The following is a 25705-nucleotide window of genomic DNA, read 5'->3' as shown; positions in this document are numbered from 1 at the left end:
AAACAAGAAGCGCCACCTTGGCGCTTTTTGCCCTTTAGCCTAAAGTCACTTCAAGATCCGATTCTATTTGTGACGAACACGCTAACACAAAGCCTTGTTCTATCTCTTGTGCACTTAAGGTTTCCTGACTGCTGGAGATGACCGAACCGTGGCGAACTTGACATTTACACGATCCACAGAGACCACTTCGACAGGCGACAATCAGGGGCAGCCCTGCGCCTTCTAATACGTCGGCCAACACTTCGCCTCGCTTGGCATCAATGGTTTGTGCAAAGTTTGGCACGCTTACCTGTACCCCTTGTTCGCTTTGCACAGGCGATGTGTTTTCGGCAGGGGTAAAGCTCTCATGATGAAACTGCTGCATATCAAAACCAAGTTGCTGCAAGTAAGCTTGCGTATCTTGCATGAACTGGTTCGGCCCACACAAATAGACGGTCCACTGGTGAAAATCAGGCACCAGTTTTTGCAGCCACTGTGCATCCAATCGACCTTGAGGGTGGGAAGTGCCTTGGGCATTTTTCAGCAGCAAGTGCAGATGGAAATCGTCGTAGACACTTTGATAGGTGCGCAGATCGTCAAAATAGATAGTCTCTTCGGCAGAGCGCGCAACGTGTAGAAAGGCAATATCGACCTTTGCATCGTTACATAACCAGTATTTCGCCATGGCGAAAACCGGAGTCACACCACAACCCGCGCTGATCAGCAGTGCTTTCTGTTGCCCATGGCTCCATTTAGGCGGGGAATCGATGCAGTTAAATTCGCCGGCTGGCGGAAACGCTTGTACGGTGTCGCCCAGCAGCAGTGACTCAAAAATGTAGTTGGAGACCAAACCACCCTCCATACGTTTAATGGTGAGCTGCAGGTAATCTTCGCCAGAAAGTGAACTTAACGAATAAGCGCGAAAAACCCACTTCCCCTCAATTTCGACGCCCAATGTGAGCCACGCCCGGCCAGCCAACGATGCTACGGGTAAACAGGCGCTCAGCGTACTGACCGACATTTGGGCTCAGCAGGCAGTTGGACGTCATGACAATTGCCCCTGGGAAATTGGCGAATTCCTTCTGCTGGTTTTACCACGCACTGCCGTAGTTACCGACCAGATGAGGGTACCTATGCAGTTGAGGATAGCCATGGGCAGGCAGCATTTCACCGTTGGTATAGACGTTGATGCCCGTGCCTTGCGTTTGCTGCAATATTTTCTCCAAGTCATGCAAATCATGGCCAGAAACCAGAATACATTTGCCTTTGACTGGTTTGACATTCACCGCCGTCGGCTGCGGATGACCGAAAGTGGCCGTCTCTCCGTGGTCGAGCATCGTCATCACCTGATAGTTCATCAAACCGATCCGCATGGAGCAATCGAGTAGTGCGCTGAGATCGTCGGGATCGCTGCCTAACCACGCCATGATCTCATGGTACTCGGCGTAGATCTCTGCACTGGTTTGCCTCAGCACTCGTGCGTGTTCCATGTAGGCTGCTGCGCCTTTTAACCCGTAAAGACAAAGTAGACGTAAGCCGATGACGTCTTCATGCACCGTTCCTTTACCACGGTTGACGGCGACTTGAGGCGCTATGGCGAGGATCTCAGAGGCAGCGCTGGGGAGTGCAAAATCGGCTACCTTGGGGAACTCATCCAATTCTTGGGAGGAGAGTGCGCTCGCTGAAAGTACCGCGTTTTTCAACTGGGTTTTGTACTGCTCTGCAGTCGAGGTCAGCGCTAGGATGCGTTCGGGATCGAAGTTGACGTTAGTCAGAGTGGCAAAAAATGCTTTTGGAGCCCACTGATCGATTTCATCGTTGATGATATTGAAACGACGCGCTTGGGTTGCCCAAAAAGAGACGCCTTGCAAGCAATAAACCAATACATCTTGCAGGTCTGAGACTTCAGCGGTTTTACCGCACATACCTTGGGCGAATGAACAGCCTTTGACTACAGGGGGTTGAATTGTCTGTTCACATTGAATACAGAACATTTTGCTTCTCCGGTCATGATTATGTTGATCAAGTTTTCCCCAGAGAGCAGATTGCGTGCCAGTTTTTAATCTATTGATTTATTTGGATTAATTTTTTTGTCTTGAGTGTTGTGATGTCTAAATAACAACGTGTTTGTAGTCATTTAGACATCGAACTTTGTTTTTCACGCTGTTTGAATGCCTAATTTTTTACCTACTTCGCTTGGTTTTATACGCGCAAGGTTGCTCCCTAAAGACGCACCGAAAACCGGCTTTGTCATCCCATTAGCTTTTCAATGTGTGAAAACCTGAATAAATCCGAGTAAAGGTTGTGAACCAGCAAGCCGCGCCAAACAAGTAAGCAATCAGGGCAAAATGGTGCGGGAAGAGGCAAAAGGCGATAAAACAGGCGATGGTTTCTGTCCCTTCGGTCAGACCGCTCATGTAATACAGCGATTTATGTTGATAGACAGGGTTATCAATGCCGCGTTTACTGGCGAGTACCGCGAAAGCGAGAAAACTACTGCCAGTCCCGACAAAGGAGAAAATGAGAAATGCCCCCGCTATGGCATTTTGCTCCGGATTGGCCAGTACAAAACCAAACGGGATCAGTGAGTAAAAAAGAAAATCCAGACTGATATCGAGAAATCCACCCGCATCGCTGATACCTTGAATGCGCGCCAGTGCGCCATCTAATCCGTCACAAATGCGGTTGAGCACAATAAAAGCCAGCGCCCAGTGGTACTGTTGCCAAACTAGGGCGGGGAGCGCCAAACAACCGATGGCAAAACCGACCACTGTGGTTTGGTTGGCGCTGATCCCCAACTGATTAGCCAGTGTTGCGCTGTGGGTTAACGGCCAGCGAATGGCTTTGATTGTGAAACGGTCAAGCATCTTCCTTCTCCCAAGGCCAAGTTAGGCAGCGGCTGCCAGCCGGGATGTCATCCTCGTCGTGAGTCACCATCAAAGTTGGGATGTTCGCCTGTCGCAGTTGTTCGACCACCCACTGGCGAAATTGAGCACGCAAATCTTTATCCAGCTTGCTATAGGGTTCATCCAGCAGCGCCACCTTGGGTTGGGCCAACAGCATACGCGTCAGGCTAATGCGCGCGCGCTGTCCGCCGGAAATTTGGTCGGGAAAGGAGTTGGCGAGCATAGTGAGCGAAATGGACTTCAGCGCTTCCATCGCGCGCGTTTTACGCTCGGCGCCCTTGATATTATCGGGCAGGGCAAAAGCTAAATTTTCCCAAACCGTTAGGTGAGGAAACAGTAGGTCGTCTTGGAACAAGATACCGACTTGGCGGCGATGAGCGGCGAGCGTATCAAGCTTCTCACCATCGAGCCAAATTTGCCCACTATAGCGAAACTCGCTAGCAAGGTGACCCGCGATTGCATCCAACAAGGTCGACTTACCACAACCGCTTGGCCCCATTAGCGTGACGATCTCGCCTTTTTGCACGGTGAGATCCAACGCGGAAAACAGTGGCTCGCCGCTGGTTTTATGGATGGCGAGGTTTTCGAGACAAAGACTCATGGAGGAGTAACCCTTTTATGGAAATACGACGATATTTTGCCTGCCAACGGCTAACGACAATCGCTATGGAAAAAAACAGCAATGGCAGCAATGCTTGCCAGAGAGCATAAATGGCGGTCACTCGCCGATCAAAACCGCTCGACAGAGCAACCGCTTCGGTCGTAATGGTGATGATACGGCCTGCACCCAGCATTAAGGTTGGCAGATACTGTGCCAAGCTGACGCTGACACCGACCGCCCAGGCAAAGGCGACAGCTGGCAGCAAAATCGGTAATTTAACTTTAAGCCAAACTTGCAGTGGTGATTTACCTAAACTTAACGCGACGCGAGTCAATCCTTGATCAAAGCTTCGCCATGGGCCATCCAACGATAGATACACGAACGGAAACGCAAAAAAGATATGCGCCCAGCAGACCCAAAAAAAGTAGCCGTCGCCGCTTAGGTAAAGTGTCACGACTTGCATGCCAAATAGGATTGACAGTTGAGGGATCAACATAGGAATCGCGATCACGTAGCCCGGAACTTGCCAGCGATAGCGCAGCCGATATTCATGAGCAATCAGTGCTAGTAACAACGCAATTGATGCACAGATCACGGCGATAAGCATACTTTGCTGCAATACGCCCAATGTTCCCTGCCACTCGTGTTGCCAGAAACGCAAGCTAAACTGGCTGGGCATCAGATCAGGAAAACGCCAACGCTGGGCAATGCTCCACAGCAGCAAAAGTGGTGCCATCAACACGGCAAGTAGGGCGATAGACAGAAAGAGTACTCGTCCTGGCAAAGCAAAACCAAACCGACCAGCGTATTGCCATCGTCGATATTTCTGTGTCACAAGCCATTCAATCACTCTGGCAAAGGCTATCAGCAAGCTGGCGATGGCAAACAGCACCACAGCACCCGCGGCAGCGCGTGGTAACAGCAATAGATCGGGATCGTTGAACCACTGCCATACCAATACGGCAAACGTGGGAGGATTGGTCGGGCCGATGATGAGTGCCACATCGACCACCGACAAGCTGTAGGCGATGACGGCGAGCATCGGGAAACGCAGCTTGCTGAACCATTGCGGGAAAATGCATTTCCACCAAGTTTGCGCCGAGTCATACCCCAACGAGTGACAAACCTTCTCAACTTGTTCGACTTTCAACTGGCGCAAAATAGGAATACTCATTAACAGCAAAAAGGGCACTTCTTTTAGCGCGAGCATCACAATTAAGCCCAGCGCGTAAGGGTCTTTAACTAATAGCGCCAGATCGTTAACGGTCTGATCGCTGGGATCGTAACCGAACCACTGCTGTAAAACGCGCATGCCTAATCCTGTCGGGGCAAACAAAAAAGCAAAGCCAATCGCAAATGCGACGTGCGGCATGGCGAGTAACGGCGAAAGGCTTAGTTCCACTTTGCGCCAAAATGTGCGATTCCAGGCTGCCTGTAAGATGGCAAATGTTATCAAACAAGCAAGATAGCTGCTTAGAATGGCGGAATAAAGTGTCAGACCAATCGACTGCCAAACGCCATGCCAGGCAAAAACGGCGGAAAAACCAGTCAGTGAAAACTGATTGAGGCCGATAGGCGGTACATAGCCGAGCGCGGAAACCATCACTCCAATCAGACCCGGAAGGGTCGGGAGAATGCACACCGCGATCATGGCGAGATAAAGCGCTCTTAGCATCGGTTTAGCTTAATTGCCGTAACGCTTGAGCCACTCTTTCTCCAACGCCGATTGCCAGCTTGGATGAGGCTCGGCAATGGATTTAAACTGCTGAGTGTTTTTCGCGCTGCCTGAGAGATATTGGCTGCTCAACACCGAAGGATCTCCCCAAATGTTCAGATCGCCTTTGCGCGATTGAGCTTCTGGGCTGAGCAAGAAGTTGATCGCAACGCGTGCGCCAGCGCTGGCGTTGGCATTCCATGGAATCGCGAGAAAATGAATGTTCGAGAGTGCCCCCGCGTCCATCGCGTATGCTTTAGTGGTTGGGGCTAAATTACCGCTTGCTTGAGCTGAAAAGACCGCATTGGGATTGAACGTAATCGCGAGATCCGTTTGTCCATCATCCAGCAACTGGAGTGATTCTGCGGTGCCAGCCGGAAACTGTTTACCGCCACGCCAAGCCACTTTGTGAAACTGGTCTAAGTAAGCCCAAAGAGGCTGGGTGATTTTTGCAAAGTCGGCATCAGAGACCGGTTTTTGCAACGCAGGGTCGTTTTGAGTCAACTCAATCAACATCGCCTTAAGAAAACTGGTGCCATGAAACTCCGGTGGGCGAGGGTAGGTTAAGCGGTTAGGAAAAGCTTTCGCGTAGCTGAGCATTTCCGCAAATGAGCGAGGCGGGTTGTTCAGGGTTTGCGTATCATGAATAAAGACCAACTGGCCAACACCCCATGGCGCTTCCAAACCATCGGTGGCGACCGAAAAGTCGACCGTGACGGGCAGTGATTTATCCACGTATTGCCAGCTCGGTAGCTGCTCGACAAAAGGGCCGAACAGCAGTTGGTTGTCTTTCATCGATTTGAAGTTTTCACCGTTGATCCAAACCATATCAACACTACCGCCACTGTTTTTGCCCGCCGCTTTTTCTGCAATCAAACGCGCGGTGGTTTGTGCAATGTCGCTCACTTTGACGTGGTTTAGCGTGACATTGTAGCGCGTTTTTAACTCACTCCCTGCCCACTGCAGATAGCGATTGATCTCTTGGCTGCCGCCCCAAGCGTGAAAGTAAACCGTTTGCCCATCGGCTTGCTGTTCAACCTCTTGCCAAGTTTCTGCGTAGCCAGAAGCAGTCAATGTGGTGGCTAAAATACCAAGGGTGCTCAAAAGCTTTTTCATACGTAATCCGTGTTTTTCGTTGGTTAGGTTGCAACGGTAAAGCCACTGGCGAGCAGCCAATGGCTTTGTTTCCTCTTGTGGATACTAATCTATCCCCTTTGATTATCAACGCAAAGTTAATAAAAATCGCCCTCAATGAGATTGATCTGAGTGGTGAAAAGTCAAGAGTCATTGTTTGTTAGAAAAGAGAGACCAGATTAAAGTTGAAAATCTTTCAAAAGGAAGGAGATTTCCATTGGTTGTGCAATTTCTTCGTCAATGGATGAAAATGGCCGCGTTTTAAGAGCGGCTCAATCTCTTTGGTGCCTTGACAACATAGAATAAAAAAGCAGCGATAAGCTGCTTTGCAAAAAGCATTTTTGATGAAACCGTGACGCTAATTCACCCAATCACGCAGAGTAAATATTAACTCGTGCTGCGCATTTTTTAAGGTCAAAGTTTCGTTTGTCAAAGTCACCTCACTCCAATTAGTGAGAGTGCTGGAGACTAGCTGTTCAACCTGCATCTGTTTTTCGTGGCACATTTTCATCGTCATGGCCATTTTCTCGATACGCAGTTGCGTCCCTTTGAGTTCGGCTTGGCCAAAAAATTGGTTACAACCCGCAAAACCGTTGGTGGTAAGGTTTTCGCCAATTTCTAAACGTGGAATGAGAGTGTCTTCATTTTCTGTCAGCGCTTTTCCATCAATATGGCTTAACTGCCAGTGATGGTGCTGCAGATCTTGCGCGCTTATTGAGGTCATAGAGTTTCCGTTGCTAACACAGGCGCTCAGCAACAAGGGGAGAGAAATTGCTGCGAGCAAGGTTTTTGATCTAAGCTTCATGATATTGATTCCTAATGAGCAAAACAGAGCAAGTATAGTTAAGCGCACGGCGTATTTGTCAGTTTAAGGTCATCATTCTGAGGGCTTTTTTGACTGGTTTATGCGAAGGTCAAACTTTGTGGAAAATCGGCTTCCACGATGTTGAGTGACGAGATTAGAGTAGAACAAGAAATTCAGAAAGCAGGAGGGATATGGAACAGCTCGAATTTTTCAACGTACCCAATCCTTGTGTGGGCGTCTGTACGGTCGATGACAAAGGCTATTGCAAAGGGTGTATGCGCAATCGCGATGAGCGCTTTCACTGGCTGACGTTTACCTCTGCGCAGAAACTGCACATCATCAAGCTCTGTCGTCAGCGTTATCAGCGCAAACGCTTGGCGGGTAAAGCCAACAAACCATTGCAGCAGGACGACACTGGATTTTCACCACAACAGGAACTGTTTTAAGCTCACCTTTCTCTCGGCGGCAAATGGCCAAATCAAGTCTCGATTCCCGGCCTAGATTGACAAAGCGCTCTGTTAAGCCGGGAATTTGTCACGATTGCTCCCTATCATCCACGGTTATTTCATCGCCCAACGATCGCTTATCCAACCGCCAGCATGTTCATCGAAATGGCAACCAGAGAAACGATGGTTCGTCTCGGCATCCGATTTGCTGTTGGGATTTTCCGTTAATAGTTGATGAATGTAGTTGGCCATGGGGTCATTACACGCTTGCTGTTCTCTGCGAGTCACCACTTCTTTAATAAGTTGTAGTCTGTAGCTATTGCTGATTCGTTTCATTTTTGACCTCCCGAACTCGATGCAGCAGTCCAAACACACTGGCGTTTCCGCACTGCTCACTGAGGCACACATCGTGGTGTCCCCCATGGTTCGGGGTCTTTAAACAGACACAAATTGTATGAGAGCAGTATTTTTAACGCCAAACTCGTCTTTCGACAGCACTCATCATGCTCTGGCGCGAGAATAAAACAGCGCAGAGTCAATCAATTCAGCTGACTGAAAGACAATATCAAACATAGAAGTCGCTTAAACAGCCGTCAATCGTACTTTAAACGGTTTTTTATCAGCTAACGAAAAGACACAACAAATTCATAAGATTACCCGTACAAAAAAACCGGAGCACAGGGCTCCGGTCTGAGGGAAAGGTAGAAAGATTATGCGCCCGGCTGAGCAGGTGCAGGACAGCCTTTTACCGCTTGACCATTGCTGAGGTACTGAATGTTGTTCAAGTTCTTCTCATAGTCAGATGCAGAGATCGATGGGTTTTTGACGAAAAACTCACGCAGCACAGAAGCATCGGTCATTTGAGTTGACTGCACATCGATGACAGGGTAGTTGTCTCCGCCAGCGGCACTAAAGCTAATGATAGAGAAGCTATAAGTGGCGTTGAGATCAAAGCCCTTGTTGTTGATATCTGTGATGGTGACTTGTTTGGCGTCACAATCCACCGACATGGTGATGTTGTCGAGCTGTGCGTAACCGCCAGATCCTGCCGTTAGAGTGGCCACCACATTCAAGTAATCTTTGACCTCTTGGCCTGTCATGGTTGCTTTGGTGACAAAGTTGCCAAAAGGCTGAACCGTCAGCACGTCGCGGTAAGTAATATCACCCGCCTCGATAGACGCGCGCACACCGCCAGAGTTCATCACACCAAAGTCTGCGTTGACTAAGTTGTACGTGCGATAAGCTTCACCAAGCAGATGACCTAAGTTGGTTTGCTGTGAACGGACGATAGCGCGATCGCCGATCAGCTTGCCATCGGTCTCTGAAACTTTCTCTCCCAATAGCGCCTGACCCTGCTTTTGATACTGGGAAAGAACAGCCTTAACCGTCGCATCAGCTTCGATTTCATTGGTAATGAACTGATATTTACCCTCCGCGTCTTTCTTCTTCAGGTTAACCGGAATCAAGGCGTAGTTAGCTAAATGCAGCTTGCCATCGTAGTATTCAAAGTCTGCACGACCAACGTACTTACCCCACTCATGTGCTTGCATGATGTAAGTGCCGTTCTGTTGATCTGGAGCACATGCGTCGCCTGGCTTAAAGTTGGCGTATTGATTGGTGCCCGGTTCCATACAGACGGGGTTTTGTGAGTGGCCACCAATAATCGCATCCAACTGACCGGATTCTAACGAGCGAGCGAGCATTACGTCGCCAGGTGCTTCAGTACCATGTGTTCCGTTGGCATAGTGGCCCATGTGCGTTGTAGCAAAGACAAGATCCACTTTCTCTTTGGCTTCGATTTCTGCCAGAACTTTCTTGATTTCCGTTTGCGGATCGGCAAAGTGGATGCTCGCCACGTTGTCTGGGTTGACCAGTTTCGCGGTATCTTTCGTGGTTAGGCCAACCACGGCGACTTTTACGCCATTGAGATCGAATACCTTATACGGCTGGAAGTAACGCTCATCCGTGACTTTACCATCGGCGTCTTTTTTGTAGATGTTGGCCGCCAACATTGGGAACTCAGCGAGTTTCGCTTGCTTGTCCAACACGCTAAGTTCGTTGTCAAACTCGTGGTTACCGACCGCCATGGCGTCGTAGCCGAGCAGATTCATGCCGATAAAATCAGGTTCGGCGTCCTGCATGTCGGACTCTGGGACACCCGTGTTGATGTCACCACCAGAGAGCAGAATTGAGGTGCCACCATTGCTCGATACTTCTGCGCGGATCGAATCAATCAGCGTTTTGCGTGCTGCCATGCCATATTCACCATTGTTGTTTTCCCAGAAACGACCGTGATGATCATTGGTGTGCAGCACAGTAAATTTGCTACAAGAAGTTGCGGTGGCACAGGTGACGACTTTGTCTTTGTCGGTCGCGGCTGAGTTATCGCTGTCTGAACCACATCCCGCCAGAGCAACACCGACGGACAACACCAACAGGGATTTGGAGAACTTCATAAGGGATCCTTTCTTTGTGATTTTCATATCGTTACGGCGTGCAATATACGTAATTAATATTAAATTTTAGTGATCCTAATCTTATTAGTACTTTTGTTAGCAGAAGAAATTTATGAGCTTGTAAGCCTTATCGAGAAATACACAAATTTAGTGCTCTGGATGATATATTTTATTAAATTGAAATAAATTTGTGATTTGGGTCGTTGAATTTGAATCAATAGAGAAATGAAAAATAAGAGGTGTGCAATTGGTGAGCAATATTAGTTGGTTTTTGACTCACTTTAGAATTTAGTACCCGAGTAAGAAATATTTTATTAAGATTTAATGTGTTATATCAAAAGCAGAATGGGATGATAAAGATATCTCTGTTTAACATCACAGCAGCGTGAGTATGTTTGACCTAAATTATTTAGAAAATGCTAATTAATCGTCTTGTCCTCAATGATCTATGTTCATTTTCAAAATAGATTGGTGAATAAAGGAGAAAAGAGCAATTTAAAACAGAAAAGAAAGTCAGTGTTGATAAAAAGTGAAACCCCAGAGATGGTAAGGCTCTGGGGTCTCGAATTTTTTAGATTGTCCGGTTGGTAAGGCCGTAAATCTTATTTATGCAAAAGGTTGGAAGTTATCCATTTAATTCCTTGGTAGGGAATTAGATACGGATGAAGTCCATGTGCTCAACTTTTGGCTTGAACGCGTGACGTTGAACGTCTTGTGGCTTAACTTGAACTTCTTCGCCAGCGATCACGAGAGTGATTGCTTCGTAGAATGCTGGTTTGTCCATTTGGTTCACGATGTCATCGTGGTTCAGAGCGATTGCAACTGGTGCTGCTTCTCCGCCGTATACAACAGCAGGAAAATTACCAGTGTTACGTAGGCGGCGGCTCGCACCTTTACCTAGTTCAGTACGTACGACTGCTTCGAATTTCATAGTTTTACTCTCAAATTAGTAAACATTTTTAACTTCATATTCTGTAATGCGACCTTACAGATATATGGTAAAGCTTCAATCGGAATCAAGATTCCTATCAAAGCGAGCGCGGATACTAGCACTCAATGGCGGTTTGAGCAACTGAAATTGCTGTGAATACCCCGATGCCTCAGCTTTTTCTGTCAGAAACGGCAGGCTTATGCCGATTTGAGTGACAAAATGGCTTTCAGGCCACCCAGCTGACTTTTTTCTAGCGTTAGCTGACCTCGATAACTGTGCGCCATTTCGGAGACGATGTTCAGCCCAAGCCCAGTGCCTGCCGTAGTTTCATCGAGCCGGACACCGCGATGGGTCACCCGTTCAAAATGTTTTTCGTCGATGCCAGGTCCGTCGTCTTCAATCACAATGTCGATGGTGCTTTGTTGGCGGATTGCATAGATACGAATGAAACTTTTGCCCCACTTGTAGCTGTTTTCCAGCAAGTTACCAAGCATCTCATCCAAATCACTTTGCTCGACGGCGACGTCAAGTTCATCATCCAGTTCATTGACCAGTACGATTTCTCGCTCGGCGTAGACTTTATCAAACGCCATGGCGATAGCGTCGACACGTTGGCTTGGGTTGGATTTGACCGAGAGAATGTTCATCGCTCCCGCCATTCTGGCTCGGCTCAAGTGGTAATCAATGTGGTTTTGGATCTGTTGCAACGACGGTAAGAGTTGCTGCCGTTCTGGTTCGTTGAGTTGCGATATTTCATTTTTCAGCACCGAAAGCGGCGTTTTTAGGGAGTGGGACAAATTGCCTGCGTGGTGACGTGCGCGCTGCAATAGTTCTTGATAGTGAAACAAGAGGGCGTTGAGGTCTTTAATCAGCGGTGCCACTTCCGCGGGGTAGCTTTCTTGCAACTGATCTTGCTGGCCTGATTTCAATGCCTTGAGTTCTTGTTGCAGCTTATTGAGTGGGCGAAATGACCAAGCGATCTGTACGCCAATTACGCTCATGACACCAAAGAGCAGCAGCCCGAGGATCATCCACAACTGTTTAGTGAGCTGGCGTAGTGTCTCTTTAACGGGCGCTTCATCCATGCCAATCACAATGGTTATCGGGGTAGAAAACTCGGGCAGATATAGGCGCTGTTCTATCGCGATCAAATTCTCTTCCTTGGCACCAATGAGACGCTGACCAAGTGGTGTTGCTTTGGTTTGGATGTTTCTGTCCCAAAGGGAACGGGATCGCAGGGTTTGCTCACCCAATGTCGCGTTCCAATAGAGCCCACTGTAGGGCTGACTGAAACGGGGGTCAGAAAGACGCGCAGGAAGCAACAAATTGCCTTGTGCATTCGCTTCTAAGTTGGCGGCGATTTCGTCCATGGCAAGCTGCAATTGGCCTTTAATATCACTCACTAAATACTCTTTGACGAGCGTGGGAATACCGACGCCCGCCGCGAGGAGCATGGAACTAACCCAAAGAAATGAAGCAAAAAAGAGACGCCGCTTAAGGCTCAGGCTTTTGAGTAAGTCCAGTTTAGCTGGCATCAAGTTGGTACCCTAAACCGCGTACGGTTTTAATGATGTGTGGCGCGATTTTTTTGCGGATACGACCGATAAACACTTCAATCGTATTGGAGTCGCGGTCAAAGTCTTGCCTGTAAATGTGTTCAACCAATTCCGTACGGGAGATCACTTTGTCGGCGTTGTGCATGAAATAGGCGACCACCTTGTACTCAAGCGCGGTTAAGCTCACGGGGTGGCCTTGCCACATCACCTTGGAAGAGCGGGTGTCGAGGCTCAAATCGCCAACTTGCAGTACGGGCGAAGCGTTGCCAGAGGCTCGGCGCAGTTGCGCTCGAATACGAGCGATCAGCTCGACTATCTCAAACGGCTTGGTCAGATAATCGTCTGCACCCGCGTTTAACCCTTCTACGCGCTGGGTTAAGGTGTCGCGTGCGCTTAAAATGACGACGGGCGTGTTGATGTTTTCGTCGCGTATGCCTTTAAGGACAGTAAGCCCATCTAATTTGGGCAGCCCCAAATCAAGTACGATAGCATCCCACTCTTCGGAAGTAGCCCGATACAGGGCGTCAATACCATCTTGTGATAGCTCCGGTACCCATCCCGTTTGCTCAAGAGATTGAACAATTTGCTCACCTAAACGCGGCTCGTCTTCAACAACTAAAATTTTCATCGGTAAGAAACTCTATTTTTTGATCACGTCTTGCAAATTGCGCCCTTTGATTTCCATCAGTTCTAAAGTGGTCGCGTTGTACTCGACTTTAATGACATTGTTTTCATGCACTAATTTAAGCTCATAAACCCACTCGTTGTCGTCTTCTTCAAGCTCTACTTTGATTAAACGTCCATTGAGCTGCTTATCAACGGTGGCATAGAGTTCAGAGAAGGGCTTAATCAACCCTTTTTTAACCGCGTCGTAAACTTCATCCTGATCCTCGTCAAATTCGATGCGAGCGCCCTCTTTATAAGCATCTTGGATGAGTTCGTGCCCATTTTGTGTGTCGTCGCTGGCGAATGCTGGCATGGTCAGCATACAAGGGAGTATAAGCGCAAGCGTCAGTGTTCGGTTTCGCATGTCCGGACCCTATTTTACAAAGTTGCCCGAGTATAAAGCTGGCAAGATGAATAGAAAGTGAACTTGCCCACGGCATGGGGCTTACTGGCGGTTTTGTAGTTCATCTTCGAAAATCTTGTCGCGCATTTTCCAAAAACGGCCGGTTTTGCGGGCGATAACAAATTGTGGTGGGCGAAAACGGTGTTGATTAGCGACCACTTTGCTTGGCGTGGCATCGTCAAAGGGCCGGTGTTTGTCCGCTAAATGAGGGCGAACAAACTGACTCTTGAAAGTGGTTTTTTGCTTGGGGGTGGTGAGGGGCCAAAACTCATGCACCTGAGCTTGGTTTTCTCCTAAATAGCTGACCTTCAATTGGGATTTTCCTTGCGCCGTTTTATGAACGCTGAGCACCATCTCAAGGCATTCAAATACTAAAGCGTCTTTCAGATTAAGGGCCTCTTTAAGCTTTTTGTCAGGGTCCACCAAGGTCGCATCGCACTCGTGACAAATACGCGCTGCGATGTCGTTATCGGCGCCACATTGGTTGCAATACTTGGCACGGAAACGGTAGCCGCAATGTTCGCGCTCGCCGTTCTCTTCGTCGGGGAAATAGCCTTGGCAGCGCCGGCCAAAGTGCTCAAGCAAAAAGCCGTTGCTGTCTAACTTTCCCCAAAAATTATTGTTAAAGCCGCAGGCAGGGCAGGGGATGGTAATGATTTCACTATCAGAATCGGGTTTCGGATCACCCACTTCGGGTTGATACAGATCGTAATTATTGCCTGCGTAGTCCAGTACCAAACACTCTTCTTTACCCGGTGCCAGCCGCAGACCGCGACCGACAATTTGTTGATAAAGACTAATCGATTCGGTTGGGCGCAAAATAGCGATGAGATCGACGTGCGGCGCGTCAAAGCCAGTGGTGAGTACCGAAACATTGACGAGAAACTTTATTTCACGCGCTTTGAACTGGCGAATAATCGCGTCTCGCTCTGGTGTTGGTGTATCGCCAATCACAAGCGCAGTGTCATTTTCTGGCAACAAATGGTGAATTTCTTGTGCGTGTCTGACGGTGGCCGCGAAGATCATCACCCCTTGCCGCTGCTGGGCAAGCTGGATAATTTGCTGAACAATCTGCGGCGTGGCGCGTTTGGCGTTATCAATGGCCATATCCAGCTCAGCTTCTTTGTAGCGCCCGGTATTGGCGGGTTTAAGCTGGGAAAAATCATACGAGAGCACAGGCGCATCCATCATTCGCGCTGGAGTGAGAAAGCCTTCGTCGAGCAAATAACGTATCGGCAATTCAAAAATGCAATCGCGGAAAAAGCGAGGCTCTTCGCTACGCACTTGCCCGCGGGTGTGGTACTGATAAATCCAACCGACGCCGAGGCGATAAGGTGTCGCGGTCAGGCCGAGTATTTTCATCCCCGGATTAAGCTCTTTCAGGTGCGAGATCACTTTCTGATAACTGCTCTCTTTGTCTTCCGGAACACGGTGGCACTCATCGATCACCAGCAGAGAGAATTGGTTGCGAAAAGATTCCAAGTTGCGCACCACCGACTGCACCGAGGCAAAAACCACTTGATGCTGCGTCTCTTTGCGGCCTAGCCCAGCGGAGAACACCGAGCCCTTGAGCCCGTATCCTTCGTACTTGGAGTGGTTTTGTTCCACCAGTTCTTTGACATGTGCCAGCACCAAAACTCGGCCGCGTGCTAATCTTGCCAGTTCGGCAATCACTAAACTTTTGCCTGCCCCTGTTGGCAGCACGATCACCGCTGGCGTGGAGTGCTGACGAAAGTAGTGGATAACGGCCTTTACCGAGTCGGCTTGATAGGGTCTTAGGGTGTACATGAAAACGGTGAAATCACTCAACTATTCTTTGCAGGGTCGCTATAATACCCGACCTTAACCAGTTGAGGTATTCATGCGTTTAGATAAATTTCTTTGTGATGCGCTGGGCGCGACACGAAAAGAGGCGACAAAAATCCTGAAAAGCGGTGAAGTGACCGTGGATGAGCAGGTACAAAAAAGCGGTGCGTTCAAAGTCTCTGAGCAAAGTGTGGTTGAATGGCAAGGTCGCGAGCTGGCCGTTCAGGGGCCGCGTTACATTATGCTGTATAAACCGGAAGGGTTTGTGTGTTCCCACGAGGATGGCTTCAACCATACGGCTTTTGTTCTGCTGGACGAAATTAAAATGGACGAGCTTCACTTTGCTGGCCGCTTGGACGTGGATACCACAGGGTTGGTGTTAATCACCGATGATGGCAAGTGGTCCCATCGCATCACGTCACCAAAGCATAAGTGCGACAAAACGTATCGTGTTTGGCTCGCCGACCCGATTGGCAGCGACTATCAGGAAAAGCTGGCGGCAGGTATTCAACTGCGCAATGAAAAGGAGCTCACCTTACCTGCGCAGATGACGGTCGTGAATGAAGCAGAGAATGAACTGCTGCTGACGATTCACGAAGGCAAATATCATCAAGTAAAACGCATGTTTGCTGCGCTGGGCAACAAAGTCGAGCAGTTGCACCGTGAGCGAGTGGGGGAGATCGTACTGGATGAAAATCTCGAACCGGGCGAGTACCGTTATCTGACTCAGGAAGAAATAGATTCAGTTTGGAAATGATTTAGTTCCTAAATGGAACTAGTGTTTAGGCTTGATCTGTATCACAATATGGGCAGTTTTTCCGCTCTTTCATGGGGCGGAGTTTTCAGAATCAAGCCTTTTCTGGCTGTAATGCGACATTCCTAGCGTTCCTCGATTACCAATCTGTGTCAGCCCTGTTCTGACGACGATAAAGAGTCAACCTAATCAGTGGCGTTGCAGCGTCAAGCTTATTCCCAACCCATTTCTCGGGAGAATAAATGACGGACAAATCACAAGCCACTGCGCAATCACACATCAGTTTTTTCCTTTTCGTCGTTCTGGGCGCGATTGGTGCGCTTACGCCGTTGGCGATTGACATGTATTTGCCATCCATGCCGACGATCGCCAAAGATCTTGGCGTGGATGCCGGTGCGGTGCAGTTGACTCTGACGGCCTACACCGCAGGCTTCGCTCTAGGGCAGCTGATTCATGGCCCACTTTCGGACAGTTTCGGTCGTCGTCCGGTGCTGATCCTTGGCGTGCTGTTTTTCGGCCTAGCGGCGGTTGTCAGTGCAACCACCAACGGCATTGATTCGCTGACCTACGTGCGTGCCGCGCAAGGTTTTGCCGGGGCGGCGGCGGCGGTGATCATTCAGGCCGTGGTGCGCGACATGTTTGATAGAGAAGACTTTGCTCGGGCGATGTCGTTTGTCACCTTGGTTATCACCATCGCGCCTTTGGTCGCACCGATGATCGGTGGACACCTTGCGGTTTGGTTTGGCTGGCGCTCTATTTTCTGGGTGCTGGCGGGTTTTGCTGTGTTGGTGATCGCGCTGGTGTGGTGGCAAATTCCTGAAACACTGAAAGTAGAAAACCGTCAACCACTGCGCTTTAAAACCACGTTACGTAACTATGTCAAGCTGTGCAGAAACAGCACTGCATTAGGTTTGATGCTGGCTGGTGCTTTCTCTTTTTCTGGTATGTTCGCCTTTTTGACCGCAGGTTCGTTTGTTTACATTGACATCTATGGCGTATCGCCAGACCAATTTGGTTATCTGTTCGGGCTTAACATTGTCGCGATGATTATCATGACCAGTTTAAATGGTCGCATGGTGAAGAAAGTCGGGTCGCACTTTATGCTGCGATTGGGGCTTAGCGTGCAATTAGTCGCCGGAGTCGGTTTATTTGTTAGCTGGCTACTAGACCTCGGTTTGTGGGGCACGGTACCATTCGTGGTTCTTTACATCGGTACACTCTCCACCATCGGCAGCAACTCAATGGCACTGCTGCTTTCTGGTTATCCGCAGATGGCGGGAACCGCTTCTTCTTTAGCGGGTACTTTGCGCTTTGGCACTGGTTCGCTGGTTGGCGCGCTGGTGGCTGCGTTGCCATCTGCCGTTGCGTGGCCGATGATTTTGGTGATGTCAGCCTGCTCGTTGCTGTCAGCCCTCTTTTACTGGATATTCGGAAGAAAAGCATAATGTCGAACTACACAACGGAAATTCAACGACTGGTTAATACCGCGCTGCAAGAGCTAGAGGCGGAGCATCGCGCAGGTAAACTGGCTGACGCGCCTGTCGCGAACAACCACTTTCTCGTGCGTTGGGTGACCAAGGCGCTGAAAGCACAGCGTTTTCATCGCTGCGTCGTCGATGATCTGACTCGCTGGCAAAAGGCAGGTCGCTCGAAAGGCAACGATGCCGCACTATTGCCGACCTTTAAGCGTATCGCCGCATTTTATGCCTCTTTTTTCTGTGCAGATAAAGAGCCTGCGGTGATTACCGATAAGCAGATAGAAGCGTTTTTAGATCAGATGGAGCAAGCCGACTGGGAAGTTTCCACGGCTGAGCCGTTAGTGGGTTGTGGTAAAGTGCAGATTTTTACCGAAGGCCAACACTCATTAGCGCTTTGCGCCCAGCAGTGTGAAAGCTGCTTCGATGGCGACACCTTAGTGAAACCGATGAGTTGGTTTGTACGGGGCAATCACGCCGAGTTTGTCGCAAAGGCCACTGAGGCAGGATTTATGGTACACAAGGTGACGGATTACAAGTCGAACGTGAAATACCATGGCGAGTACCTGATTTTTCCAGCCAATTTAGGCAATCAGCTGGCGGAAATTCCGCTCAATTTTCAATGCTGACCACCATTTTCTGAGGCGCTGTGATTAAGCGCCTTTTTTGTCGCGGTTAAACGAGAGTGCTTTTCTGGCGATGGCTTTGACCATACCGTTAAAAACAAACAAGTGGGCGGGCATCATGGCAAACCAATAGAGCAGTCCGCGAAAACCTTGCGGATGCCACCAAGCGGTGACCGTGAGTTGGCGATAGTGTCCGTGATCGTCAATAGTGAACTCCAGCCGTCCGAGCCCGGGGCCTTTCATACCAAAGAACAGAGAAAGAAAGTGCGGTTTCTCGCAGCGGATCACTTTCCAAGAGTCGATGTAATCACCGACTTTAAGCTCCGGCCCAGATGGGGCGCGGCGAATCGGTTTTTTGCCGCCGAATAGCACATCAAGCCACTCACGTGTTCGCCACAGTGACGTAGCAAAATAGTAGCCTTGTTCCCGACTGCCTATTTTTTCCACCCATTGCCAAAGTGCCTCGGCAGAGGCTTGAGTTTGAATGCTGGCGCCTGCTTTTTTCGCGTAATAGCCGTAACCCGGCTGCCAGCGCTGTAATGCCTCGGGTTCAAAACCCCAGACATTGCTTCTAACAAAGGTGCCTTCTTGCTCAATTGCTTGTTCAACCGCCTGCTGGTATGAGAGCAAGGCTTGTGGGTACTTTTGCCGCAATTCTGCGCTGTTTGCTACATAGTCATGTTCCAGCCCAGCTAAAAGGGCGCTACCAATGCTTGAAGGGACCGAAGTAATTAACCCGAGCCAGTATGAGGCCATTTTGGGTGTCAGAAGCGCCGTCGAAAAAAGGCGAAAAGGGCGTTTTGTCGCTTGGCAGATGAGGCGAAATTGTTCGCGGTAGCTCAGTGTGTCTGGCCCACCCGCTTCGTAGATTGCATGAGTGGCGTGGGCCTCTTCGGCCAATCGCAACAGATAGTAATTAAGGTTTTCCAGTGCGATCGGATTGGCTTTTGATTCAACCCATTTTGGGGTGATCAACAGTGGCAAGTGGTAGACAAAATCACACATGATCTCAAAGGCGGCTGAGCCCGGGCCGATAATCACTCCAGCACGAAGTTCAATAATCGGAATCCCTGCTTTGCGCAGGACATCGCCGGTCATTTTCCGCGCTTGAAGATGGGCTGAACTGCCACTTTGCGGCTGAAGTGCGCTTAAGTAAATCACCTGTTTGACGCGGCTTCCCTGTAGGGCTTGATAAAAATGGTCAGCGAGGGAGAGTTCATAATCAATAAAATCGTGCCCTTGAGCCATGCCATGAACCAGAAAATAGATCAGGTCAAATTGTGGAATGAGCGCTTGAGTCGCGCTTTGATCCGCCAAATCAAGGTAAGCAACGTTTAGGTGCGGATGAGGTTTAACTCGCGCTTTAAGGTAGTCGATTTGTCTCGCTGCGGCCGTCACTTGATAACCTTGCGCCAAAAGAAGTGGCACCAATTGCGACCCAACGTAGCCTGATGCGCCCAACACTAGTACTTTCTGCACTGCGCTCTCCCTAAACAAAAGTCGAAAAAGTGGGTGGAATACTCACCCAATTGGTTATAATCATCGGCTATTTTCTCCGCTTCTTCAATAAGTTGTATCTGAGGTGTCTATGTCCTTTCTTGCTCTGGTGGCGAAGCATGCCGACGCGGCGTTTTTGCGTCGTCTGCTGATGATCGCATTGCCAATCGCGCTGCAAAGTATGATGTTTTCCAGCCGAGGTTTGGTGGACGTATTGATGCTAGGACAGCTGGGTGAGGCGGAGATTGCTGCGGTTGGTGTTGCGGCCAGAGCGACCTTTGTCACCACTATTATGCTGGTCGGCGTCACTACTGGTGGCGCTCTGCTGACTGCGCAATATTGGGGGGCTGGGGATAAAGACGGTGTTAGACAAAGTACGGCATTGACTTGGTTGGTGTCGATGGCGTTTGCCTTGCTAACCGCCTTGCTTTTTCTGCTCTTTCCTCAGCAGATCATGGCGCTAACCACCGATTCGCCACTCGTGAATCAACTTGGCAGAGAGTACTTGGTCCTCACCTCGTTGACCATGCTCAGTGTCGCTTGTGTGGCGAGTATGGCGGTTGGGCTCAGGGCGATGCACAAGCCTGGTATCAGCACTTTCTTTAGTGGCATCGGTATTCTCTCCAACGTATTTTTGAACTGGCTATTGATTTTTGGCCATTGGGGATTGCCAGCAATGGGGATCAAAGGTGCCGCAATCGCGACTTTGCTCAGCGGGGCGATTGAAGTGGCAACGTTATATGGTTACCTCTACGCGAAGCAGCATTTGTTGGCTTTTGGCCGAGCGGATATACACGCCATCCTTGATTGGAAAAAAATTGTTCGTTTTCTCAAACTCTCGCTACCCACGACCTTTAACTTCTTAGCCTGGGCTGGCGGGCTGTTTGCCTATCATGCCATTATGGGACAAGCGGGTGTGCAAGGACTTGCGGCGTTGTCGGTGATGACGCCAGTGGAGTCGATTTCACTGGCGATGATGATTGGCCTGTCCAATGCTGCCGCCGTGCTGGTTGGGAATCAGTTGGGGGCGAAAAATTTTGAGCCCGTTTATTACCAAGCTTGGGCGACAGTACTGATGAATGTCATCATTGGGGTTGTGGTCGCAGTGCTGTTGTATCTATTCCACCAGTCGATTCTAAATGCCTTTAGCGCCTTAACCCCAAAAACTCGACAACTTGCAGAGCAGTTCATGATGGTGCTCTGCGCCGCTGTGGTACTGAGATCGTTGCCGATGATGGCGATTGTTGGCGTATTGCGTGCGGGCGGCGATGTGAAATTCTGTCTCTATCAGGATTTGCTCGCTCAGTGGGTCATTGGTATCCCTTTGGCGGCGTTTGCGGCTATCTACCTTGAGGTGTCGCCCGTGTGGGTGTATCTGTTATTTTTGGTCGAAGAAGTGGTCAAGTGGGTCGGCGTTTTATATCGCATCGTCAGCCGTAAATGGATGCGAAATCTCATCGAAGATTAGATATGCGCTGATTTGCATTCATTTAATGTGATCCAGCAATCAAAATACTTTCGATAATCAGCTTTTTAGTGTAGATTCTGGTTCCAATTTCTGAAAGCGAAGCGGCAAAGTTAATGTTACAACTGTCAGACCTATGTAAAGGCTATGTGGATGGTGGAGAATTTCATCCGGTATTGCAAGGGGCTGAACTGACGTTGCAACGTGGCGAACAAATTGCCCTAATGGGTGAGAGTGGCTCAGGCAAAAGTACGCTGCTCAATTTAATCGCAGGGTTAGACATTGCCGATTCCGGCGCCATCAATTTTCCTGGCTTCGCGATGCATGATGCGCCTGAATATCAGCGCACAACCTACCGCCGTAACAATATTGGGCATATTTTTCAGCAGTTTAATTTACTTCCTACACTCAATATCGCCGATAACATTCGTTTCTGCCGTCAACTCAAAGGCTTGCCGGAAGACAAAGGACTGTTGCGACAAATCCTTTCTGCACTCGATCTCATGCCGCTACTGGGCCGCTATCCCGAAGAGGCCTCCGGTGGGCAGCAGCAACGTGCTGCAATTGCACGTGCTTTGTATATGGAGCCCAAGTTGCTGCTTGCAGACGAGCCGACCGGCAGTTTAGACGAGCGTAACGCCGAAGCGGTGATGCGCTTACTGACTTCACTCACTCGCCAACTCGATTGCACCTTGCTTTTAGTCACGCACAGTGAAAAAGTCGCCCAGCATATGGAAGGAAGAATTCGACTTCAAGGAGGGCAGCTGCATGTTATGGCCCGTAGTTAAAGCACTACTCGGTCATTATCGGCGCTATCCGCTGCAAATCATTTTGGTCTGGCTTGGCCTAACGCTCGGCGTTTCCCTGCTCGTCGGGGTTACTGCGATCAACCATCATGCGAAACAGAGCTATCAAAATGGTGAAAAGCTCTTTTCCAATCCGCTCCCTTATCGCATTCGGCCAAAGCATAACGCCAACAAGATCCCTCAAGGGTTCTACATTCAACTGCGCCGAGCGGGTTATCAGCAATGTGTACCGATGGATATGCATCATATCGACACCGCCAACGGAATTGGGTTGACCTTAGTGGGCATCGATCCTGTTGCGATGCTCTCGTTGGAGCAGCCCAATGCGATGGGAGAACTCTCTCTGCTGGCGTTGATGAACCCACCTTACCCGATCTTAGTCAGCAACGCGCTTGCTAAGCATATGCATTGGCAAAATGGTGATTCTATTCCGCTGGATGATGGGAGCCTGCTTGGCCCGTTGAAAATCGAGAGCGAAGAGCGTCTTAATGGTACGCGGATCGTGGCTGACATCGCCACATTGCGTATGCTTCAGCGCAGTTCGGGTCTCTCGGTGATTGCCTGTGGTGAAATGCCGCCAGAGAAGCTGGAAGCGTTAAAACAATCATTGCCCAATGGCTTGTCTTTGGTGCGCAATAGCCGAGATGAGCTTAACGCGTTAACCAAAGCCTTTCATCTTAATCTTACCGCCATGGGTATGCTGTCGTTTTTGGTCGGCCTGTTTATCTTCTATCAAGCGATGTCGCTCTCGTTTATCCAACGCCAACCTTTAGTAGGCATTTTGCGCCAGACGGGTGTCACCGGCATGCTACTGGCGAAAGCATTGATTCTTGAGTTGACCATTTTGGTGGTCGTGGCTTGGTTATGTGGCAACGTGCTTGGACTGCTATTAGCCAATGAGCTGATCCCGGCCGTTTCTGCCAGCTTGAGCGATCTGTATGATGCCAACGTCGGGCTTTCGATTAGCTGGAGTTGGCAATCGAGCTTGTACGGCTTGCTGATGGCGGCGCTCGGCGCTCTGATTTCCTGTCTCTGGCCTTTGATTCGCTTGTTGAAATCTCAGCCGATTCGTCTGTCCGCGAAACTCTCGTTGGTGCGTTTTGCTGGACGTGAGTTTGCGTGGCAGGCACTCGCCGCGTGTGCATTCTGCGTAGCGGCCATTGCCGTTTACCAAGCCCCTAAAACTCAGGAATCGGGCTTTGCGATTATCGCTTTGATGTTGATCAGCGTTGCCTTGTTTACTCCCTTTTTGATGTGGGCGGTATTTAATAGCTTTTCCTACACGTTGCGCTGGGTGAGGTTGCGTTGGTTCTTTGCCGATACGGCGGCCAGCATGAGTTATCGCGGTGTGGCGATGATGGCATTCATGTTAGCGTTAGCGGCAAATATCGGTGTCGAGACCATGGTGGGCAGTTTTAGAGATACGACCGATAAATGGTTAACCCAGCGTCTTGCCGCAGATCTTTATATCTACCCAACCAATAACTCGGCAGCAAGGATCAGCAGTTGGTTGATGGCGCAGCCAGAAGTGGACCAAGTTTGGTGGCGCTGGGAAAAAGAGATTCAAACTGACGCAGGGCAGTTGCAAGTGGTCAGTACCGGTGCTTCGGAAGGGGAACTTGATGCATTGACGGTCAAGCTCGGTGTGCCCAATTATTGGTATTATCTCAACAGTACCCGCAGTGTGATGATCAGCGAATCGATGGCGTTGAAAATGGGTATTCGTCCCGGAGATTTTATCAATCTGACGGCGCCTTTAGGGGACAAGTGGTTGGTGGTCGGCGTCTATTATGACTACGGCAATCCGTATAATCAGGTACTGTTGTCCCATCGTAACTGGCTGTATGCCTTTGCTGGAAATGGGAATGTCGCGCTGGGTGCGGTCATGCACGAAGGGGTGAATATTGAGGGGCTGAAAGGGCGTTTAGAAAAGATTTTCCGCATGACGCCAGAGCGTGTGCTCGATAATAACAATATTTATAAGCAGGCAATGCGAGTGTTCGACCATACTTTTGCCATCGCCGATACCTTAGGCAATATCACCCTCGTTATCGCGGTGTTCGGCCTGTTCTTCGCCACGTTAGCCGGAGAGGTTTCGCGTCAGCGTCACGTGTCGATTTTGCGCTGTCTCGGCGTATCGGGCAAAGAATTGATCGCGCTGGGTGGACTGCAACTGTTTGTTTTTGGTCTTATTTCCGCCGTTATCGCTGTGCCGCTTGGTATGGCGCTGGCCACCTTGATTGTTGACATCGTGATTAAGCAATCTTTTGGCTGGTCGCTGGAGCTACAAATTAACCCCGGCGAATATGGTGAAACCCTTGCGTGGGCAATGCTGGCGATCATGCTGGCGGGTGCTTTGCCTGTGCTCAGAATGGTGAGAAATACGCCGATGAAGTCATTAAGGGACGCCTTGTAATGAAGCGAGTACGTGGTCGATTTATCCTAATGTCGCTGCTTTTTTCTACCATTGCTGTTGCAAGTTTAGTGGCCGCTTGGTATCTGCTTTTTTATGTCAAAAATTCGACAACGCAAACACAGTATCAATTTAACAGTGTGTTTGCTGCACCACCGCAGATGGTGTTTGAACCCGTACTGCCAGGACAAAAAGTCCGCCTGCCAAACGATTTCCGCTTCCACTCACAATACCAGCATGAGTGGTGGCACTACTTTGCCAGTCTGCAAGATGCAAAGGGTACGTCTTATTCTGTGCAGTGGAGCTTTTTTCGTCTGGCAGGTGATGAAAGAGACGTCAATGGTTGGCAAAACCCACAGATTTACCTTGCGAATGTGGTTGTCAGTGGCGAAGGTAAAGTGTGGAAAGACCAACGTATTGCCCGTGGGGGCATAGGTCAGGCGGGCTCGAGCGATAAGCCGTTTCGCATGTGGATTGATAACTGGACTTGGCGAGCCTTAGGGGTGACCCCTTTTCCGGGTAATCTGATCGCGGCCAGTGACGAATTTTCACTGGAGTTGGCCACGCGAACCAGCGGCCCTTTTGTCCTCAATGGCGAAAGTGGTTATCAGCTCAAGCATGACTTGGAATCCGTTGCGTCGTTTAGTGTGAGCGCACCGTTTCTGCAAACGGATGGTGTTTTGCATCTTGATGGCAAAAGTATCAAAGTGAGTGGCTCTGCATGGCTGCAAAAAGAGTGGGGCTCAGATCTGGTAGGACAAGATCAACAGGGCTGGGACTGGCTGGTGTTTAATCTCGACAACGGTATGGCGTTGAGCGTCAATCAGTACCGACATAAAAGCCGGTTGCCTTATGTGTTTGGCACACTCTCTACCTCGTCGGGTAAGGTTTTTCCCCTCAAAGAGCAAGACATCAAGATCATCCCCTTAGAGGAAAGCGAGCTGGCCGATGGTACGCGTTTACCTCTGCGATGGTCTGTTGAAGTGCCACAGTATCAAATCCGCCTCACCGCCACGGCTGTGGATCAGGAAATGTGGTTACCCTTTTTACTGCCTTACTGGGAAGGACCTATTCAGGTGGCGGGCAGCCATCAAGGTTGGGGTTTTATGCAGTTAACTGGCTACGGCGAAACCAATTAAAGCGCATTCAAAAGTAAAAAGGGTCCCGACGATGGGACCCTTACTTTTTTCTACGTATTTACAATTTGTTGCGTAGTTGTCATGCTTATGTTCACCTGTATGTCGCTCATTGACTATAATCTTATCA

Annotated in this window: 22 protein-coding genes and 1 pseudogene; 8 read left to right on the top strand and 15 right to left on the bottom strand. The window is 49.5% G+C overall.

Annotated elements, in window-relative coordinates; translation table 11 throughout:
• Positions 1-34: 34 nt before the first annotated feature.
• From UF06_RS19855 to UF06_RS19825, 7 genes and pseudogenes are all read right to left on the bottom strand, one after another.
• The gene (locus UF06_RS19855) at positions 35-1000 is read right to left on the bottom strand and encodes a hybrid-cluster NAD(P)-dependent oxidoreductase (protein ID WP_045572066.1); all 966 of its coding nucleotides are present in this window, start codon (positions 998-1000) and stop codon (positions 35-37) included.
• Positions 933-1973 (bottom strand): annotated as a pseudogene (gene hcp / locus UF06_RS19850) (hydroxylamine reductase); the annotation flags it as partial. The pseudogene hcp and the gene UF06_RS19855, both read right to left, overlap by 68 nt.
• A gap of 264 nt (positions 1974-2237) precedes the next feature.
• Positions 2238-2846, bottom strand: a complete 609-nt coding sequence (locus tag UF06_RS19845; RefSeq protein WP_045571959.1) for a CDP-alcohol phosphatidyltransferase family protein — start codon at positions 2844-2846, stop codon at positions 2238-2240.
• The gene (locus UF06_RS19840) at positions 2839-3486 is read right to left on the bottom strand and encodes an ATP-binding cassette domain-containing protein (protein ID WP_045571958.1); all 648 of its coding nucleotides are present in this window, start codon (positions 3484-3486) and stop codon (positions 2839-2841) included. Before UF06_RS19840 ends, UF06_RS19845 begins: the two co-directional genes overlap by 8 nt.
• Positions 3452-5161, bottom strand: coding sequence for a thiamine ABC transporter permease (locus tag UF06_RS19835; protein ID WP_045571957.1), 1710 nt, complete (start codon positions 5159-5161; stop codon positions 3452-3454). Before UF06_RS19835 ends, UF06_RS19840 begins: the two co-directional genes overlap by 35 nt.
• Before the next feature lie 9 nt (positions 5162-5170).
• On the bottom strand, positions 5171-6316 hold the full coding sequence (locus UF06_RS19830) for an ABC transporter substrate-binding protein (RefSeq protein WP_045571956.1): 1146 nt from the start codon (positions 6314-6316) through the stop codon (positions 5171-5173).
• Between the two features lie 376 nt (positions 6317-6692).
• Entirely contained in the window at positions 6693-7139 is a 447-nt protein-coding gene (locus UF06_RS19825; RefSeq protein ID WP_045571955.1) for an META domain-containing protein, read from the bottom strand.
• Between the two features lie 191 nt (positions 7140-7330).
• On the opposite strand from UF06_RS19825, the gene UF06_RS19820 reads away from it, so the two are divergent.
• Positions 7331-7585 carry a DUF1289 domain-containing protein gene (locus tag UF06_RS19820; RefSeq protein ID WP_045571954.1) on the top strand — a complete coding sequence of 85 codons (255 nt, stop codon included), beginning with the start codon at positions 7331-7333 and terminating at the stop codon, positions 7583-7585.
• 114 nt (positions 7586-7699) lie between these two features.
• Here the strand turns inward: UF06_RS19820 and UF06_RS19815 are convergent, their stop codons facing one another.
• The 7 genes from UF06_RS19815 to UF06_RS19785 all read right to left on the bottom strand — a co-directional run bounded on the left by UF06_RS19815 (position 7700) and on the right by UF06_RS19785 (position 15385).
• Positions 7700-7921 carry a hypothetical protein gene (locus UF06_RS19815; protein ID WP_039429576.1) on the bottom strand — a complete coding sequence of 74 codons (222 nt, stop codon included), beginning with the start codon at positions 7919-7921 and terminating at the stop codon, positions 7700-7702.
• Between the two features lie 374 nt (positions 7922-8295).
• Complete coding sequence (gene ushA, locus UF06_RS19810) at positions 8296-10041, bottom strand: bifunctional UDP-sugar hydrolase/5'-nucleotidase UshA (RefSeq protein ID WP_045571953.1); 1746 nt, start codon at positions 10039-10041, stop codon at positions 8296-8298.
• Between the two features lie 652 nt (positions 10042-10693).
• Positions 10694-10972 (bottom strand): 50S ribosomal protein L25, encoded by a 279-nt coding sequence (rplY, locus tag UF06_RS19805; RefSeq protein ID WP_039435460.1) that lies wholly within the window; start codon positions 10970-10972, stop codon positions 10694-10696.
• Between the two features lie 197 nt (positions 10973-11169).
• Entirely contained in the window at positions 11170-12507 is a 1338-nt protein-coding gene (locus tag UF06_RS19800; RefSeq protein ID WP_045571952.1) for an ATP-binding protein, read from the bottom strand.
• Positions 12497-13156: a response regulator transcription factor gene (locus tag UF06_RS19795; RefSeq protein ID WP_045571951.1), complete on the bottom strand. Its 660-nt coding sequence runs from the start codon at positions 13154-13156 to the stop codon at positions 12497-12499. Before UF06_RS19795 ends, UF06_RS19800 begins: the two co-directional genes overlap by 11 nt.
• A 12-nt stretch (positions 13157-13168) precedes the next feature.
• Entirely contained in the window at positions 13169-13558 is a 390-nt protein-coding gene (locus UF06_RS19790; RefSeq protein ID WP_045571950.1) for a PepSY domain-containing protein, read from the bottom strand.
• An 81-nt stretch (positions 13559-13639) separates the two neighbouring features.
• Entirely contained in the window at positions 13640-15385 is a 1746-nt protein-coding gene (locus UF06_RS19785; RefSeq protein WP_045571949.1) for a DEAD/DEAH box helicase, read from the bottom strand.
• Between the two features lie 73 nt (positions 15386-15458).
• Here UF06_RS19785 and rsuA point away from each other — a divergent pair, with 73 nt between their 5' ends.
• From rsuA to UF06_RS19770, 3 genes are all read left to right on the top strand, one after another.
• Positions 15459-16160 (top strand): 16S rRNA pseudouridine(516) synthase RsuA, encoded by a 702-nt coding sequence (rsuA, locus tag UF06_RS19780; protein ID WP_039429560.1) that lies wholly within the window; start codon positions 15459-15461, stop codon positions 16158-16160.
• Between the two features lie 239 nt (positions 16161-16399).
• Positions 16400-17602: a Bcr/CflA family multidrug efflux MFS transporter gene (locus UF06_RS19775; RefSeq protein ID WP_045571948.1), complete on the top strand. Its 1203-nt coding sequence runs from the start codon at positions 16400-16402 to the stop codon at positions 17600-17602.
• On the top strand, positions 17602-18261 hold the full coding sequence (locus UF06_RS19770) for a DUF2913 family protein (RefSeq protein ID WP_045571947.1): 660 nt from the start codon (positions 17602-17604) through the stop codon (positions 18259-18261). The genes UF06_RS19775 and UF06_RS19770 overlap by 1 nt, the downstream gene beginning before the upstream one ends.
• Before the next feature lie 24 nt (positions 18262-18285).
• Here the strand turns inward: UF06_RS19770 and UF06_RS19765 are convergent, their stop codons facing one another.
• Positions 18286-19737, bottom strand: coding sequence for a DUF2867 domain-containing protein (locus UF06_RS19765; RefSeq protein ID WP_045571946.1), 1452 nt, complete (start codon positions 19735-19737; stop codon positions 18286-18288).
• A gap of 109 nt (positions 19738-19846) precedes the next feature.
• On the opposite strand from UF06_RS19765, the gene UF06_RS19760 reads away from it, so the two are divergent.
• The 4 genes from UF06_RS19760 (at position 19847) to UF06_RS19745 (ending at position 25578) form a co-directional block, all read left to right on the top strand.
• Positions 19847-21223 carry an MATE family efflux transporter gene (locus UF06_RS19760; RefSeq protein WP_045571945.1) on the top strand — a complete coding sequence of 459 codons (1377 nt, stop codon included), beginning with the start codon at positions 19847-19849 and terminating at the stop codon, positions 21221-21223.
• 113 nt (positions 21224-21336) lie between these two features.
• Positions 21337-22008, top strand: coding sequence for an ABC transporter ATP-binding protein (locus tag UF06_RS19755; RefSeq protein ID WP_039429534.1), 672 nt, complete (start codon positions 21337-21339; stop codon positions 22006-22008).
• A complete protein-coding gene (locus UF06_RS19750) occupies positions 21989-24442 on the top strand; it encodes an FtsX-like permease family protein (protein ID WP_045571944.1) in 2454 nt (817 codons plus the stop codon). Before UF06_RS19755 ends, UF06_RS19750 begins: the two co-directional genes overlap by 20 nt.
• Positions 24442-25578: a lipocalin-like domain-containing protein gene (locus UF06_RS19745; RefSeq protein ID WP_045571943.1), complete on the top strand. Its 1137-nt coding sequence runs from the start codon at positions 24442-24444 to the stop codon at positions 25576-25578. Before UF06_RS19750 ends, UF06_RS19745 begins: the two co-directional genes overlap by 1 nt.
• Positions 25579-25705 lie beyond the last annotated feature (127 nt).

It is taken from the genome of Vibrio sp. S234-5 (assembly GCF_000960595.1).
In the GTDB taxonomy this organism is placed as follows: domain Bacteria; phylum Pseudomonadota; class Gammaproteobacteria; order Enterobacterales; family Vibrionaceae; genus Vibrio.
This window is presented reverse-complemented; position numbering and strand designations above follow the sequence as displayed.

Bases quoted from the DNA above. Each gene is read 5' to 3' on its own strand.
- UF06_RS19855 (WP_045572066.1), bottom strand. From the start codon at position 1,000: ATGTCGGTCAGTACGCTGAGCGCCTGTTTACCCGTAGCATCGTTGGCT.
- UF06_RS19845 (WP_045571959.1), bottom strand. From the start codon at position 2,846: ATGCTTGACCGTTTCACAATCAAAGCCATTCGCTGGCCGTTAACCCAC.
- UF06_RS19840 (WP_045571958.1), bottom strand. From the start codon at position 3,486: ATGAGTCTTTGTCTCGAAAACCTCGCCATCCATAAAACCAGCGGCGAG.
- UF06_RS19835 (WP_045571957.1), bottom strand. From the start codon at position 5,161: ATGCTAAGAGCGCTTTATCTCGCCATGATCGCGGTGTGCATTCTCCCG.
- UF06_RS19830 (WP_045571956.1), bottom strand. From the start codon at position 6,316: ATGAAAAAGCTTTTGAGCACCCTTGGTATTTTAGCCACCACATTGACT.
- UF06_RS19825 (WP_045571955.1), bottom strand. From the start codon at position 7,139: ATGAAGCTTAGATCAAAAACCTTGCTCGCAGCAATTTCTCTCCCCTTG.
- UF06_RS19820 (WP_045571954.1), top strand. From the start codon at position 7,331: ATGGAACAGCTCGAATTTTTCAACGTACCCAATCCTTGTGTGGGCGTC.
- UF06_RS19815 (WP_039429576.1), bottom strand. From the start codon at position 7,921: ATGAAACGAATCAGCAATAGCTACAGACTACAACTTATTAAAGAAGTG.
- ushA (WP_045571953.1), bottom strand. From the start codon at position 10,041: ATGAAGTTCTCCAAATCCCTGTTGGTGTTGTCCGTCGGTGTTGCTCTG.
- rplY (WP_039435460.1), bottom strand. From the start codon at position 10,972: ATGAAATTCGAAGCAGTCGTACGTACTGAACTAGGTAAAGGTGCGAGC.
- UF06_RS19800 (WP_045571952.1), bottom strand. From the start codon at position 12,507: ATGCCAGCTAAACTGGACTTACTCAAAAGCCTGAGCCTTAAGCGGCGT.
- UF06_RS19795 (WP_045571951.1), bottom strand. From the start codon at position 13,156: ATGAAAATTTTAGTTGTTGAAGACGAGCCGCGTTTAGGTGAGCAAATT.
- UF06_RS19790 (WP_045571950.1), bottom strand. From the start codon at position 13,558: ATGCGAAACCGAACACTGACGCTTGCGCTTATACTCCCTTGTATGCTG.
- UF06_RS19785 (WP_045571949.1), bottom strand. From the start codon at position 15,385: ATGTACACCCTAAGACCCTATCAAGCCGACTCGGTAAAGGCCGTTATC.
- rsuA (WP_039429560.1), top strand. From the start codon at position 15,459: ATGCGTTTAGATAAATTTCTTTGTGATGCGCTGGGCGCGACACGAAAA.
- UF06_RS19775 (WP_045571948.1), top strand. From the start codon at position 16,400: ATGACGGACAAATCACAAGCCACTGCGCAATCACACATCAGTTTTTTC.
- UF06_RS19770 (WP_045571947.1), top strand. From the start codon at position 17,602: ATGTCGAACTACACAACGGAAATTCAACGACTGGTTAATACCGCGCTG.
- UF06_RS19760 (WP_045571945.1), top strand. From the start codon at position 19,847: ATGTCCTTTCTTGCTCTGGTGGCGAAGCATGCCGACGCGGCGTTTTTG.
- UF06_RS19755 (WP_039429534.1), top strand. From the start codon at position 21,337: ATGTTACAACTGTCAGACCTATGTAAAGGCTATGTGGATGGTGGAGAA.
- UF06_RS19750 (WP_045571944.1), top strand. From the start codon at position 21,989: ATGTTATGGCCCGTAGTTAAAGCACTACTCGGTCATTATCGGCGCTAT.
- UF06_RS19745 (WP_045571943.1), top strand. From the start codon at position 24,442: ATGAAGCGAGTACGTGGTCGATTTATCCTAATGTCGCTGCTTTTTTCT.